Below are 12,979 nucleotides of genomic sequence, written 5' to 3'. Positions count from 1 at the left end.
GTCTAGCGCCCCAGTCCGGCGAGCATCATATAGGCGAGCCGCGCATTGTCGGGCGACGGGCGCAGCAGGCTGGCGCCCGTGCTGCGCTGGCCGAGCGCCGACTTCGCCCAGTCGAGCGCGTCGGTCGCGCTCTGCCCGGTGCCGGTGACGACGGTGGCGTCCTCGCCCATCGACAGCGCCTGCGCGGCGAACTGCCACTGGTTGTTGGCCTTCGCGGTGGCGGCGGCATCCGATCCGTTGCCGAGCTTGTCGGCGAAGCGCTTGTACACCTCCGACAGCGAACGGGCCGAACCGTCGCGCTCGAAGAAGACGCTGCGGTTCGCGCGCGCCGCGGTCGGGAACACCGCCGCCGCGCTGCGATCGGGATTGCTCTGCATCGCCGACAGGAAGGTGCGCGCACCGCCGATGCCGAGGAAGTGCGCCATATAGAGGTCGGTGCCGGTCGCTTCACGCCCGGTGACCGCCTCGATCGCGCCCTTGTTGTCGCTGGCGTGCTCGGCGGCCATCAGCGCGGAGACCTCGGGGTTGTTGCGCAAGCCCAGGATCGCCTCGCGATTGCCGCCCGCCACGGTGTAGCGCCCGCCCGACTTCTGGATGCTGTCGGCGGCCCAGCTCAGGCCGTGCTCGGCGCCATGCTGTTTGACGACCGCGAGCCAGCTCTGGTCGAGGAACTGGTACAGCCCGCTCGCCGACGAGGTGCCCGAGCGCGCATTGGCGTTCAGCCCGCTCTCGAGCCGCGCCTGACCCATCAGGTAATCGAAGTCGACGCCGGTGCGCTGCGCGGCGCGCTGGATCGCGGACGTGACCCGCTGGGTGGCAGAGGTGATCGTGGCAACGCTCATGCCCGGCATCGCTGCAAGGGGCGTGCCAAAAGGGTGAGGCCGACCCAAACCGCCGTCGCCCCTGCGCAGGCAGGGGCCCATGGCTGCATCGTCCGGGTGAGCGGCCTGACACAAGCGCGCCGCTGCCTGTGTCGGCGTTGCGCGCGACGCGACAGACATAGGCCCCTGCCTTCGCAGGGGCGACGCGGTTTGGTCGGTCGGAATCACAACGCCCCGGGGTGGGCCGGGGCGTCGTCGTGTCAGCAGTAACGTCTGCGGTCAGGCGTAGGCGACGGCGCCGCGGCCATAGGAGCTGCCGCCCTGACCGGAAAGAAGTTGCAGGCGGCGGCGAACATTTGCCGCCATCAGGTTGACGTAGATGCGGCAGGTGTCGTTGAGGCGGTCCGCCTCCTCGACCAGCCCGCGCAGCTCCGGGGTGGCGGGGCCGTCGCCGAGCTGCTGCAATTCCTCGATCGCGCGCAGCTTGTTCGACGTCGCGCGTTCCAGCGCGTTCATGTCGTTGGTCTTGAGTGCGGCGATCTCGGCATGGAGCATGTCGATCACGCGCACCAGCGCATCACGCCTGTTCATTGCGGGACATCCAATCGTAGCGCAGCGCGATGAACTGGTCGGCGATCGTCGACGGCGACAGCGGGAACGTCCCGTTGGCGAGCGCGGTCTTGATCTCCTGGACGCGGTCGGCGTTGACCGGCGGGGCCGAGGCCATCGCGCTGGCCAGCGCGCCCGGTGCCTGCGCGGCATCGGGGCTCGCCTGCTTCGTGACCGACGCCGCCCTGGCGACCGGTTCGGCCTTTGCGGCCGGCTGAACGGCAGAGACGGAGGAAACCCCCGTCCTGATCGTCGCTGATCCTATTGATTCCACCATGTCCACACCCGTGGGTTTCTGCTGACACCGGCAGAAACGACCGTTGCGCGGGCGGCTTTAGCACTTTTTTTATTCCGGCCAGCCGGGCAGCGTCGCGCGGCCCGCATCGACCGCCACCGCCTGCACCGGGCGCGCTGAATCGGTGACGCGCACCATCACGCGCCCGCCGGGCGCGGCATCGGCCATCGCGACGCCCTCGCGCGTGATCGAGAAGCCGTCCGAGCCGGCCTCGATCGTGACCGCATCCCCGCGGCGGATTACCGGCTCGGCGCGCGACGGCGGCGCAACCGCGCCGGCGCGCAGCATCGCAGGCGCGGCGCTGGCGGTGCGCGGCGGCGCGATCACCGGCACGAAGATCCGCCACGCCGGGTCGGCGCAGGCGACCACCACCGCATCATGCGCATCGGTGCGCCACGACAGCGCGACCATCCCGCAGGTAGCGAGCCGCAGCCGTGCGTCGACCGGCGCGCGCGCGCCGCCCTCCGCGCCGATCGGGCGCGTCGTGAAGGCGGCGACCGCGCGGTCGATCGCGGCGGTGTCCTGAAAGGCGAGCGAGGCGGCGGCGAGCAGCGCGATCATCGGGGGGTTCCTTGCGAAATGGTCTCGCCGGCAAAAGCGAGCGTGACGACGACCGCGCGCGGACCGTGCGCCGGCGTCGTGGAAAGCAGCAGCCGCGCATCGGGCACCCCGCCCGCGGCGAGCGCGGCGGCGACGGCGCGCGCGCGATCGGCGGCGAGCACCGTGGCACTGTGGGAGCCGGGGTCGACATCGGCGGCGCTGCCGTCGGTGCTGGCGGTGACGGTCAGCCGCACGCGCGGGTCGCGCAGCTCGGCGCGCGCCCATTTGACCAGCGCGTCGGTCGATTGCGGCAACACTGCCGAGCCGGGCGCGAAGCCCGCGACGCCGTGGCTGGCGACCGGCATCGCGACGGGGGCGGGCTCGACGCCGAACCCTTCCGCGATCCCGCGCGCCAGATCGTGCGGGGTCAGCGTCTGATTGGCCTGAAGCAGCACGAAGAAGCCGACCAGCAGCAGCGCCAGATCGGCGAGCGTGATCAGCCACAGCGGGCGGCCGGGCTGGATGTCGAGCAGCGCGTCGTCGCTCATGCCGCTTCGTCCTGCGTGACGATCGCGAGCGGCGCTTCGGCGTCGTGCGCGCGCGCACGGACGCGCGGCGCCTCGCGCTCGGCCAGCGCGGCGAGCGGCGCGACCAGCCGCTCGCGCTCGAGCAACTCGGCGCGCGCCGCGGTGCGCAACCGCGCCGCGATCGGCATCGCGATGAGATTGGCGAGCAGCGCGCCATATAGGGTCGCCAGCAAAGCGACCGCCATCGCCGCGCCGATCGCCTGCGGATCGCTCATCCGCGTGAACATCGCGACCAGCCCGATCAGCGTGCCGATCATCCCCATCGCTGGTGCGGTCTCGGCCATGCCGGTCCAGCATTCGACGACGATCCGGTGTCGCTCGGCGCGCTGGCGGCGCGCGGTGTCGAGCACCTCGGTCACCACCGCGGCCTGCGCGCCGTCGACGATCAGCACGACCGCCGCGGCGATGTCGGTGTCGCGGATCACGCTGCGGTCGAGCGCATGGACGCCGTGGCGCTGCGCGATCCGCGCCAGCGTCGCGATCTGCTCCAGCCGCGCGTCGGCGCGGAAGCGGCGGCGCGGCAGCGTCGCGGTCGCGAGCAGCGCCCGCGCGAGATCGCGCAGCGGGGTGCGCAAGACGGTCGCCAGCATCGTGCCGCCCAGCACGATCGCCAGCGCCACAGGATCGAAGAGCAGCGCGGGAGTCATGCCCGCCCTGTTGCAAGCCGCGGGCCAAGTGAGTCCGGTCCTCGAGCGGACGGCAGCGCGGCGCACCGGCGGCAACCGGGATTGCCGGCAACCGGCAAGCCTTTGCCGCCCGGTCATTCCTCCTCCGTCATTGCGAGCGCAGCGAAGCAAGCCAGGGCGTCCTGGGCCGGCTCTGGATTGCTTCGCTTTGCTCGCGATGACGGTGATTCACACCGCCGCCTGCGCCATTTGGCACGGCCCTTGCTCAACAGCTTCGTGCACCTGTCGTGCATGGAGGAGTTGGGCCCGATGGCCGAGGGATTGTTCGGAGTTCACGCTGCCGCGCTGGAGGTGCGTTCACAGCGCATGGGCGTGCTGGCGTCGAACATCGCCAATGCATCGACGCCCAATTTCAAGGCGCGCGACATCGACTTCACCACCGCGCTCAACGCGGTCGAGAGTCAGCCGGGCGGCGTCGGCGCCGATCTGGGCGGGGCGGTCAAGTATCGCGTCCCCACCAACCCGTCGATGGACGGCAACACGGTGGAACTGTCCACCGAACAGACCGCCTTCGCCGAGAACGCCGTGCAATATCAGAGCACGCTCGCCTTCCTCAACGGACGCATCGGGCAGATCACCCGCGCGCTGAAGGGAGAATAAGCCATGTCGGGCAATCCGATGACGGTCTTCCAGGTCGCGGGCCGCGCGATGTCGGCGCAGCTGACGCGGATGAACACCACCGCGTCGAACCTCGCCAACGCCGGCGGCGTCGCGGGCACCGAGGACGCCGCCTACAAGACGATGAAGCCGGTGTTCCGCACCAGCTTCGATCAGGCGAGCGGGCTGTCTACGGTCGACGTGCAGCAGATCGTCACCGCGGGCGAGAAGCCCACCAAGCGCTACGACCCCAATCATCCGCTCGCCGACAAGGACGGCAACGTCTTCGACGCCGCGGTCGATGAATCGCGCGAGCTGGTCGACATGATGGAGACCGCGCGCAGCTACCAGAACAACGTCGAGGTGATGCAGACCGCCAAGACGCTGATCCTCGACACTCTCAAGATGGGTCGCTGACCATGACCAGCATTTCCGCCAACACCAGCGGGGTCGACAAGGCCGCGCAGGACGCGATCTTCTCCTCGGCCGGGGTCGCGCGTTCCAACTCCGTCACCGGCACCACCGAGGCCGGCGCGAACGTCGGCAAGTCGCAGCTCGGGCAGAAGGACTTCGTGCGCCTGATGACCGCGCAGCTGCAATATCAGGATCCGTTCAACCCGCAGGACAATACGCAGATGGTCGCGCAGATGGCGACCTTCTCGCAGGTCGCGGGGATCAGCGAGATGAGCAGCACGCTCGCGGGCATCGCCAATCGGCTGGGCACGACCTCGTCGAGCGACGCGATGAGCTTCGTCGGCCGCACCGTGCTCACCGAGGGCAAGACCGCCTACGAGCGGTCGGCAGGCGGAATCATGGGTGCGGTCGAGCTGCCGAACTCGGCGACCGACGTCGACGTCACGATCACCGACAGGAACGGGCTGGCGGTCAAGAACATCCAGCTCGGCAAGCAGGAGGCCGGCGCGGTCGACTATAGCTGGGACGGAAAGGACGACGCCGGCAACAAGGTCGAGAACGGTCCGTACACCGTCACCGTCGAGGCCGCCAACGGCAGCACCATCGTCCCCGCCAAGTCGCTGGTGTGGGCGCCGGTCGAGACCGTCTCGCTCGCCGCGGGCGCCGAGCCCGTCCTCAACGTCACCGGCCTCGGCAAGGTCGATCCCGCCGCGGTCCGCAAGGTCGCCTGATCCTATTCTTTTCCCGAACTTTCCGCAGGAGTACCCCCCATGTCCTTCTTCACCTCGCTCTCGGGCCTTCAGGCCATGCAGACCGACATGTCGGTCATCAGCCACAACCTCGCCAACGTCTCGACCAACGGCTTCAAGAAGAGCCGCACCGCCTTCGCCGACGTCATCTCGTCGAACGTGTCGACCGATCCGCGCAAGATGGTCGGCTCGGGCGTGTCGGTGAAGGGCACCGTGCAGCAATTCTCGGACGGTTCGTCGAACCAGACCAAGAGCGCGCTCGACATGCAGATCCTCGGCGAAGGCTTTTTCGTGGTGAAGTCGACCGGTCTGTCGGATCAGGTCAACTACACGCGTACCGGCGCATTCACCGTCGACGACAGCCGCAACGTGATCGACGCGCAGGGCAGCTATCTGATGGTCTATCCGGTCGATAACGACGGCAACGTCACCGCGACCGGCGACAAGTCGCTGACCAACCTGCAGATCCAGCCGACCAGCGGCTCGCCGAGCGCAACCAAGAACGTCGCCACCAAGGTGCAGATCCCGTCCACCGCCACGGTCAAGGATACGACCGCCTTCAAGCGCACCGACACCTCCACCTACAACAACTCGGTCGCGACGCGCGTCTATGACGCGAACGGCAACGCGATGACGATGACCAGCTATTACGTCCGCACCGCCGAGGGCGCGCCGACCGCGACGCCGCCGAACACCGGCACGTGGGACGTCTACACCTATGTCGGCGACCAGATGCTGACGCCCGATGACGGCGTTGCCACCGGCCCGGGTCCGGTCACGCAGAAGTATGACACCACCGGCGCGCTCGTCCCGCCGAACGCGATCACGTTCAAGCCGTTCATCCCGGCCTCGGGCGCGGCGCAGCAGACGATCAAGCTCGACCTGGCCGGCTCGACGCAGACCTCGGCGGCCGCCGCGGTCAGCAACCGCGTGCAGGACGGCGTCGCGGTCGGCCAGCTGGTCGGCATCACCGTCGACGACGCCGGCATCATCAAGGCGAGCTATTCCAACTCGGACATCGTCCCGCTCGGCAAGGTCGCGATCGCGAAATTCTCGGCGCCGACCGGTCTGCGTCAGGCCGGCAGCAACTATTGGCAGGCGACGGGTATCTCGGGGAAGGCGACGCTCGGCTTCGCCGCCGCCGAGGGCTTCGGCAGCCTCAAGTCGGGCCAGCTCGAGGGCTCGAACGTCGACATCACCGAGGAACTCGTCAACCTGATCGCCGCGCAGCGCAACTTCCAGGCGAACTCGAAGGCGCTCGATACCGCGACGCAGGTATCGCAGGCGATCCTCAACATCCGCGGCTGATGCAGACGGTCGGGACGTCGGAGAGGATGTAAGTGGACAAGCTGGTCTATACCGCGGCGACCGGTCTGCGCGCGCACATGCAGTCGCAGGCCGCGATCGCCAACAACATGGCGAACGTCTCCACCACCGGCTTCCGCGCCGATCGCGTGGTGTTCGACCGGATCATCCTGTCCGACGGCTCGACCCAGCTGTCGGCGCGGCAGCCGACCTCGGAAGAGGTGCGCGACGCCGATCGCGCGCCGGGCGTCGTCCAGCAGACCGGGCGGCCGCTCGACGTCGCGCTCGGCGATGCCGACAAATGGCTGGCGGTGCAGGCGTCGGACGGGTCGGAGGCCTATACCCGGCGCGGCGACCTGTCGGTTTCCCCCGCGGGGACGCTCCAGACCGGCGACGGCTTCCTCGTCATGGGACAGGGGGGCCCGATCACCATACCGCCCTACGATTCGATCAGCATCGGATCGGACGGCTCGATCTCGATCGTCCCGCAGGGCGACAAGACCGGGCAGACCACCGTCGTCGATGGGCTGAAGCTGGTGTCGAGCAAGGGCAGCGATGCCGTGAAGGGGCTCGACAATCTGATGCGCGTGCGCGGCGGCGGCGTGATGCCCGCCGATCTCGACGCCGGGGTGACCAGCGGTGCGCTGGAAGGCTCCAACGTCAACATGACCCAGGCGCTGGTCGACATGATCGAGAACCAGCGCAGCTACGAAGTGCAGGCCAATTTGCTGAAAGAGGCCCGCTCCATGGACGAATCGAGCGCATCGGTGATGCGCCTGCCGGGCTGAGGAAGGACTGACCGATGACCACCGCCGCCATGCACATCGCGCGCACCGGGCTCGACGCCCAGGACACGCGGATGCGCGTCATTTCGAACAACCTCGCCAACGTCAGCACGACCGGGTTCAAGCGCGACCGCGCCGCGTTCGAGACGCTGTCGTATCAGGTCGTGACCGCGCCGGGCGCGCAGTCGACCGGCGAGACGCAATATGCCACCGGGCTCAACCTCGGCACCGGCGTGCGCGTGCAGGGCACGTCGCGCACCGAAACGCAGGGGTCGATGAGCCAGACCGGCAACAGCCTCGACCTCGCGCTCGACGGCAACGGCTATTTCCAGGTGCAGATGCCCGGCGGCCAGCTCGGCTATACCCGCGCCGGCAATTTCTCGCGCTCACCCGAGGGGCTGCTCATCACCAGCCAGGGTTATCAGGTGATGCCCGGCATCACCGTGCCGACCAATGCGACGCAGATCACGATCGGTACAGACGGCACCGTCACCGCGACGATCCCGGGGCAGACCGAGGGGCAAAACCTCGGCCAGATTCAGGTCGCCAGCTTCCCGAACTCGGCGGGGCTCGAATCGAACGGCGACAATTTCCTGCTCGAGACCGCGTCGAGCGGCGCGGCCAACATGGGCGTGCCCGGCGAGGACGGTCGCGGCCGCGTGCGGCAGGGAACGCTCGAGGCGAGCAACGTCAACGTCGTCGAGGAGCTGGTCGACATGATTGAGACCCAGCGCGCCTATGAGGTCAATTCGAAGATGATCTCCGCCACCGACGACATGCTGAAAACCGTTAACCAAAATCTGTCATGAGTCGCATCATGATGACTTCTCCCGCTTTTCGTCGGTTGCGCGTGGTGCTGGGCGGCGTGCTTGGCGCCGCCGCCGCGGTCGCTTTGGTGCCCGCGCCGGCGCACGCCAGCGTGTTCGGCAAGCTGCTCAAGAAGAAGCCGGGCGAGGATTTCAGCGCCGCGCGTGTCGAGCCGGTCGCGCCGGTGCCGACCGCGCCGGTCGCCGACGGCGCGATCTTCCAGGCGTCGGGCGGTTATGCCGCGCTGTACGAAGGATGGCGCGCGCGCCGCGTCGGCGATCCGCTGACGATCGTGCTGGTCGAGCGGACCGCCGCGTCCAAGTCGTCGGCGTCGAAGATCGATTCGAAGGGCTCGTTCGGGCTCACGCCGCCGAGCACCGGTCCGCTCGGCGGGCTGCTGAATCCCAGCGATGTCGGCGCCAGCGGCAACCGCGGCTTCAACGGCACCGGCAGCGCCGATCAGGCGAATTCGCTGTCGGGCGAGGTGTCGGTGACGGTGGCGGAGGTCTATCCGAACGGCACGATGCTGGTGCGCGGGCAGAAGCGCGTGACGCTCAACCGCGGCGACGAATTCGTGCAGATCAAGGGCATCGTCCGCTTCGCCGACGTCGACCGCGACAATCGCGTGCCGTCGACGCGCGTCGCCGATGCGCAGATCGCCTATACCGGCAAGGGCGACGTCGCCCGCGCCAGCCGTCAGGGCTGGCTGTCGCGCTTCTTCCAGGTGGTGAGCCCGTTCTGATGCTGCGTACGCTGTTCATCGCGCTCCTCGCGCTGATCGTCTCGGTGCCCGCACACGCGGATCGCATCAAGGATCTCGGCGGGTTCCAGGGCATCCGCTCGAACCAGCTGACCGGTTACGGCGTGGTGGTCGGGCTGCCCGGCACCGGCGACGACAATCTCGAATATACCGTCCAGTCGGTGAAGGCGGTCGCGTCGCGCTTCGGGCTGCAACTGCCCGCCAGCGCCAATCCGGGGCTCAAGAACGCCGCGGTCGTGCTCATCACCGCCGAACTGCCGCCGTTCGCCAAGCCGGGGCAGCGGATCGACATCACCGTCGCCTCGATGGGCAAGGCGAAGTCCTTGCGCGGTGGCGCGCTGGTGCTCACCCCGCTGCTCGGCGCCGACGGGCAGGTCTATGCGATGGCGCAGGGCAATCTCGCGGTCGGCGGGCTGGGTGCCGAGGGCGCCGACGGGTCGAAGATCGTCGTCAACATCCCCTCGACCGGCCGCATCCCCGAGGGTGCGACCGTCGAGCGTGCGGTAGCAACCGGTTTCGCCGACACGCCGTTCCTCACCTACAATCTCGCGCGCGCCGATTTCACGACCGCGCAGAACGTCGCCGCGGCGATCAACCGCAAGCTCGGCTTCGGCACCGCGCAGGCGACCGACGCGGTTTCGGTGGCGGTGCGCGCGCCGGTCGGTGCGGATGTGCGCGCGACGCTGATGAGCGAGATCGAGAATCTGAGCGTCGACAGCGCCGAGCCGCCCGCCAAGGTGATCGTCAACGCGCGCACCGGCACGGTGGTCATCAATTCCGCGGTCCGGCTCGCCCCCGCGGCGGTGACGCACGGCAAGCTGACCGTCCGCATCGACGAGAGCCAGCGCGTCAGCCAGCCCGCGCCGCTCAGCAACGGCCAGACCGCGCTGGAGAACCGCTCCAACGTCCAGGTCAGCGAGGAGAAGAAGCCGATGTTCCTGCTGACGCCCGGCCCGAAGCTCGCCGATGTCGTCAAGGCGGTGAACGCGATCGGTGCGTCCCCGGCCGACCTCGTCGCGATCCTCGAGGCGCTCAAGGAAGCCGGCGCGCTCAAGGCCGAACTGGTGGTGCTGTGATGGGCGACGCGATCGGATCGATCACGGGCCAGACCGGCCTCGACACCGGGCTCGCGCGCGCCGCGACGAAGCAGAACCTCGACAAGGCCGCGCAGCAGTTCGAGTCGGTGTTCACCGGCATGATGCTCAAGTCGATGCGACAGGCGAAGCTCGCCGATCCGCTGATCGACAGCAAGGCGATGGACACCTTCCGCGACATGAGCGACCAGAAGGTTGTCCAGAACATGGCCGAACATCATCCGCTCGGCATCGGGCAGGCGATGAGCAAGTTCCTTGCGCAGTCGCAGCCGGAGATGGGGGCAGGGTCGGACGGGACGGGGACGGCCACGCCGAAGCCCTGACCCTTGTTCGTCATTGCGAGCGCAGCGAAGCAATCCAGAGCCGGACCAGGACGCCCCGGATTGCTTCGCTGCGCTCGCACTGACGACGACCTTGAGGCGACCCTTGCCTCCCTCAAGGCCGGGCAATGAGCCAAACGCCTGTCAAACCAAGCATAAACCCGATCTTAACCCGAATCGTGCGACTCTCACCGCATGAGTGATCTGCTCTCCCTCGGCGCTTCGGGCGTGCGCACGTATCAGACGGCGCTGGCGACGACGTCGGAGAATATCGCCAATGCCGGCAATGCGTCCTATGTCCGGCGCACCCCCAGCATCCGCGAGATCACCGGTGGCACCGGCTTCAATACCTCGTCGCCGAACGGCATGGGGTCGTCGGCCTTCAACATCCTGCGCGCCGGCAATACCTATGCCGACCAGACGCTGCGCACCGCCGCATCGGACCTGTCGCGGACCGAGGCCGGCTCGGTCTGGCTGGAGCGGATCGAGACCGCGCTGGGCAGCGGCGGGCTGTCGTCGCGGATGACCGCCTTCTTCGCCGCCGGCACCGCGTTGCAGGCCGATCCGTCTTCCGCCGCGCTGCGCGCCGGGATGCTGAGCGCCGGGTCGTCGGTCGCCGATGCGTTCGGCGTCACCGCACGCGCGCTCGACGATTCGGCCGCCGAGCTGGACGGGCAGGCCGGACAGGCCGCCGCCGAGCTGACCCGGCTCAACCAGGCGATGCTCAAGGTCAACCAGGGGCTGGTGAAGACCGCGCCGGGTACCTCGGCGATGGCCGGGCTGATGGACCAGCGCGACGATCTGCTCCAGCAGATGAGCGCGCTGACCGATGTCGACGTCAAGATCGACGATTACGGCCGCGCCACCGTCCGCGCCGCCGGCCCGAACGGCCCGGTGCTCGTCGATCCGAAAGACGCCAGCGAGGTCGCCTATGGCCGCACCGGCAGCAACGTCGCGCTCGCGGTGCGCCCGCCGAGCGGCTCGCCGACCGTCTTCGACCCCGAGGGCGGGTCGCTGGCGGGGATGGTCGAGGGCGCGCAGCGGATCGCCACCACCCGCGACGGGCTCGCGCGGATCGCCAAGGACCTGACCGAGACGGTCAACACGCTGCAAGCCGCCGGCGACGACCTGAAGGGCAATGCCGGCACCGATTTCTTCACGGCGAGCACCACCGATCCCACCCAGTTCAAGGTGGCCCTGACCGGCGGCGACCAGATCGCCGCGGCGGCGCGCGCCGGTGGGTCGCGCGATGCGTCGAATCTCGTTTCGCTGGCGGGCAAGCGCAGCAGCATCGGGTTCGAGGGCAGCGTGCAGGCGCTCGTCACCGACAATGCCGCGACGCTCAAGCAGCGGCGGCTGGTCGCGGAGGCGCAGACCACGATCCGCGACGGCGCGATCACCACGCGTTCCGAACTGACCGGGGTCAATCTGGATAACGAGGCGGTCGACCTGCTGAAGTATCAGCAGGCGTATCAGGCCTCGAGCCGCGTCATCCAGGTCGCCAAGGAAACCTTCCAGTCGATCCTCGAGATCAGGTAAGCGCGATGCAGATCTCCAGCAGCCTCATGTTCGATCGTTCCGCGGCCCGGATGGGATCGCTGATGTCGAACGCGGTCAAGCTCCAGACGCAATTGGCGACCGGGAAGAAATTCACCTCGCCGTCCGAGAATGTCACGGTCGGGCAGCAGCTCGCCGAATTCGACCGCAAGAACATCGACGCCGCCGCCTATACGTCGAACATGAACATGTCGTCGTCGCTGCTGTCGCAGGCCGACACGACGCTCGATTCGATCTACACGCAGATGCAGCGCGCCACCGAACTGACGGTGCGCGCCAGCAACGGCTCGCTCAGCGTCCAGGACCGCAAGGTGATCGGCGACGAGATGAAGGCAGTCGTCGATACGCTGATCGGGCTCGGCAACGTCAGCGACTCGAACGGCCGTTCGCTGTTCGGCAGCGCCAGCGGCGATGCGGCGATCACGAAGAACACCGACGGCACCTTCACCTACAATACCGCGCCGTCGTTGTCCGAAGTGCCGATCGCCGACAATATGTCGATCCAGCCCACCGAAACCGCCGCGCGGATCTTCCAGGGCCCGGCCGGCGACACGCTCGCGATCCTGTCGCAGCTCGCCGCGGCCTTGCAGGGCGGCGACGCGACGGGCGAAGCCGCGCGCAGTGCGCTCGACAAGGTCAACAGCGCGACCGATCAGGTCTCGATCGTCCAGGCGTCGGTCGGCGCCCGCGCCGCGCGCGTCGACCTGCAACAGACGTTGCAGGAGAATGTCTCGGCCGACCGCGAGGAGCTGCGCTCGTCGCTGGAGGATACCGACATGACCGCGACCGCGGCCGAGTTCGCGAAGACGATGACGATCCTCACCGCGACCCAGTCGAGCTTCTCGAAGCTGTCGCAGCTGTCGCTGTTCAGCTACCTGCGTTGATCTCCGCCGCGACCTTCCTGTCGTCGTCGCCCCGGATTTGATCCCGGGCCCCGCTTTTTCTCGACCGACGTGTTAGCGGGACCCCCCTGAGTTCACAAACGAAGTGCAACACCTGAGACAGGTGCTGCCATGTCGAGATATCGTCAGCTTACGCTCGAGGAGCGGTGTT

17 protein-coding genes are annotated in these 12,979 nt (G+C 68.4%); 11 read left to right on the top strand and 6 right to left on the bottom strand.

What is annotated here, in order from left to right; translation table 11 throughout:
* Nucleotides 1–2 precede the first annotated feature (2 nt).
* From FHS97_RS11170 to FHS97_RS11145, 6 genes are all read right to left on the bottom strand, one after another.
* Nucleotides 3–842 (bottom strand): transglycosylase SLT domain-containing protein, encoded by an 840-nt coding sequence (locus FHS97_RS11170; RefSeq protein ID WP_184037361.1) that lies wholly within the window; start codon nt 840–842, stop codon nt 3–5.
* 258 nt (nt 843–1,100) lie between these two features.
* Nucleotides 1,101–1,412 carry a flagellar protein FlgN gene (locus FHS97_RS11165; RefSeq protein WP_184037358.1) on the bottom strand — a complete coding sequence of 104 codons (312 nt, stop codon included), beginning with the start codon at nt 1,410–1,412 and terminating at the stop codon, nt 1,101–1,103.
* The gene (gene flgM / locus FHS97_RS11160) at nt 1,399–1,707 is read right to left on the bottom strand and encodes a flagellar biosynthesis anti-sigma factor FlgM (protein WP_184037355.1); all 309 of its coding nucleotides are present in this window, start codon (nt 1,705–1,707) and stop codon (nt 1,399–1,401) included. Before flgM ends, FHS97_RS11165 begins: the two co-directional genes overlap by 14 nt.
* Nucleotides 1,708–1,776: 69 nt before the next feature.
* Complete coding sequence (locus tag FHS97_RS11155; protein ID WP_184037336.1) at nt 1,777–2,286, bottom strand: flagella basal body P-ring formation protein FlgA; 510 nt, start codon at nt 2,284–2,286, stop codon at nt 1,777–1,779.
* Nucleotides 2,283–2,813, bottom strand: a complete 531-nt coding sequence (locus FHS97_RS11150; RefSeq protein WP_246346617.1) for an OmpA family protein — start codon at nt 2,811–2,813, stop codon at nt 2,283–2,285. The genes FHS97_RS11155 and FHS97_RS11150 overlap by 4 nt, the downstream gene beginning before the upstream one ends.
* A complete protein-coding gene (locus FHS97_RS11145; RefSeq protein WP_184037332.1) occupies nt 2,810–3,499 on the bottom strand; it encodes a motility protein A in 690 nt (229 codons plus the stop codon). The genes FHS97_RS11150 and FHS97_RS11145 overlap by 4 nt, the downstream gene beginning before the upstream one ends.
* A 288-nt stretch (nt 3,500–3,787) precedes the next feature.
* On the opposite strand from FHS97_RS11145, the gene FHS97_RS11140 reads away from it, so the two are divergent.
* The 11 genes from FHS97_RS11140 to FHS97_RS11090 all read left to right on the top strand — a co-directional run bounded on the left by FHS97_RS11140 (nt 3,788) and on the right by FHS97_RS11090 (nt 12,810).
* A complete protein-coding gene (locus tag FHS97_RS11140) occupies nt 3,788–4,138 on the top strand; it encodes a flagellar basal body rod protein FlgB (RefSeq protein WP_184037935.1) in 351 nt (116 codons plus the stop codon).
* Nucleotides 4,139–4,141: 3 nt separating this feature from the next.
* On the top strand, nt 4,142–4,552 hold the full coding sequence (gene flgC, locus FHS97_RS11135) for a flagellar basal body rod protein FlgC (RefSeq protein WP_184037329.1): 411 nt from the start codon (nt 4,142–4,144) through the stop codon (nt 4,550–4,552).
* Nucleotides 4,553–4,554: 2 nt separating this feature from the next.
* Nucleotides 4,555–5,280, top strand: coding sequence for a flagellar hook assembly protein FlgD (locus tag FHS97_RS11130; protein ID WP_184037326.1), 726 nt, complete (start codon nt 4,555–4,557; stop codon nt 5,278–5,280).
* Between the two features lie 39 nt (nt 5,281–5,319).
* Complete coding sequence (locus tag FHS97_RS11125) at nt 5,320–6,606, top strand: flagellar hook protein FlgE (RefSeq protein ID WP_184037323.1); 1,287 nt, start codon at nt 5,320–5,322, stop codon at nt 6,604–6,606.
* A gap of 32 nt (nt 6,607–6,638) precedes the next feature.
* Nucleotides 6,639–7,391, top strand: coding sequence for a flagellar basal body rod protein FlgF (locus FHS97_RS11120; protein WP_184037320.1), 753 nt, complete (start codon nt 6,639–6,641; stop codon nt 7,389–7,391).
* A gap of 14 nt (nt 7,392–7,405) precedes the next feature.
* Entirely contained in the window at nt 7,406–8,197 is a 792-nt protein-coding gene (flgG, locus tag FHS97_RS11115) for a flagellar basal-body rod protein FlgG (RefSeq protein WP_184037316.1), read from the top strand.
* An 11-nt stretch (nt 8,198–8,208) separates the two neighbouring features.
* Nucleotides 8,209–8,937: a flagellar basal body L-ring protein FlgH gene (locus FHS97_RS11110; RefSeq protein ID WP_184037931.1), complete on the top strand. Its 729-nt coding sequence runs from the start codon at nt 8,209–8,211 to the stop codon at nt 8,935–8,937.
* The gene (locus FHS97_RS11105; RefSeq protein WP_184037312.1) at nt 8,937–10,031 is read left to right on the top strand and encodes a flagellar basal body P-ring protein FlgI; all 1,095 of its coding nucleotides are present in this window, start codon (nt 8,937–8,939) and stop codon (nt 10,029–10,031) included. The genes FHS97_RS11110 and FHS97_RS11105 overlap by 1 nt, the downstream gene beginning before the upstream one ends.
* Nucleotides 10,031–10,372, top strand: coding sequence for a rod-binding protein (locus FHS97_RS11100; protein ID WP_184037307.1), 342 nt, complete (start codon nt 10,031–10,033; stop codon nt 10,370–10,372). The genes FHS97_RS11105 and FHS97_RS11100 overlap by 1 nt, the downstream gene beginning before the upstream one ends.
* Before the next feature lie 192 nt (nt 10,373–10,564).
* The gene (gene flgK, locus FHS97_RS11095) at nt 10,565–11,908 is read left to right on the top strand and encodes a flagellar hook-associated protein FlgK (protein WP_184037303.1); all 1,344 of its coding nucleotides are present in this window, start codon (nt 10,565–10,567) and stop codon (nt 11,906–11,908) included.
* 62 nt (nt 11,909–11,970) lie between these two features.
* Nucleotides 11,971–12,810 carry a flagellin N-terminal helical domain-containing protein gene (locus tag FHS97_RS11090; protein ID WP_184037300.1) on the top strand — a complete coding sequence of 280 codons (840 nt, stop codon included), beginning with the start codon at nt 11,971–11,973 and terminating at the stop codon, nt 12,808–12,810.
* The last annotated feature ends 169 nt before the right edge of the window (nt 12,811–12,979 follow it).

Source organism: Sphingomonas endophytica (assembly GCF_014199415.1).
Taxonomy (GTDB): Bacteria; Pseudomonadota; Alphaproteobacteria; order Sphingomonadales; family Sphingomonadaceae; genus Sphingomonas; species Sphingomonas endophytica.
The sequence above is the reverse complement of the archived record's forward strand: the minus strand, read 5'-3'. Positions and strand labels throughout refer to the sequence as shown.

Bases quoted from the DNA above. Each gene is read 5' to 3' on its own strand.
- FHS97_RS11165 (WP_184037358.1), bottom strand. From the start codon at position 1,412: ATGAACAGGCGTGATGCGCTGGTGCGCGTGATCGACATGCTCCATGCC.
- flgK (WP_184037303.1), top strand. From the start codon at position 10,565: ATGAGTGATCTGCTCTCCCTCGGCGCTTCGGGCGTGCGCACGTATCAG.
- flgC (WP_184037329.1), top strand. From the start codon at position 4,142: ATGTCGGGCAATCCGATGACGGTCTTCCAGGTCGCGGGCCGCGCGATG.
- FHS97_RS11130 (WP_184037326.1), top strand. From the start codon at position 4,555: ATGACCAGCATTTCCGCCAACACCAGCGGGGTCGACAAGGCCGCGCAG.
- FHS97_RS11090 (WP_184037300.1), top strand. From the start codon at position 11,971: ATGTCGAACGCGGTCAAGCTCCAGACGCAATTGGCGACCGGGAAGAAA.
- FHS97_RS11155 (WP_184037336.1), bottom strand. From the start codon at position 2,286: ATGATCGCGCTGCTCGCCGCCGCCTCGCTCGCCTTTCAGGACACCGCC.
- FHS97_RS11140 (WP_184037935.1), top strand. From the start codon at position 3,788: ATGGCCGAGGGATTGTTCGGAGTTCACGCTGCCGCGCTGGAGGTGCGT.
- FHS97_RS11100 (WP_184037307.1), top strand. From the start codon at position 10,031: ATGGGCGACGCGATCGGATCGATCACGGGCCAGACCGGCCTCGACACC.
- FHS97_RS11105 (WP_184037312.1), top strand. From the start codon at position 8,937: ATGCTGCGTACGCTGTTCATCGCGCTCCTCGCGCTGATCGTCTCGGTG.
- FHS97_RS11125 (WP_184037323.1), top strand. From the start codon at position 5,320: ATGTCCTTCTTCACCTCGCTCTCGGGCCTTCAGGCCATGCAGACCGAC.
- flgM (WP_184037355.1), bottom strand. From the start codon at position 1,707: ATGGTGGAATCAATAGGATCAGCGACGATCAGGACGGGGGTTTCCTCC.
- FHS97_RS11170 (WP_184037361.1), bottom strand. From the start codon at position 842: ATGAGCGTTGCCACGATCACCTCTGCCACCCAGCGGGTCACGTCCGCG.
- flgG (WP_184037316.1), top strand. From the start codon at position 7,406: ATGACCACCGCCGCCATGCACATCGCGCGCACCGGGCTCGACGCCCAG.
- FHS97_RS11150 (WP_246346617.1), bottom strand. From the start codon at position 2,813: ATGAGCGACGACGCGCTGCTCGACATCCAGCCCGGCCGCCCGCTGTGG.
- FHS97_RS11145 (WP_184037332.1), bottom strand. From the start codon at position 3,499: ATGACTCCCGCGCTGCTCTTCGATCCTGTGGCGCTGGCGATCGTGCTG.
- FHS97_RS11110 (WP_184037931.1), top strand. From the start codon at position 8,209: ATGACTTCTCCCGCTTTTCGTCGGTTGCGCGTGGTGCTGGGCGGCGTG.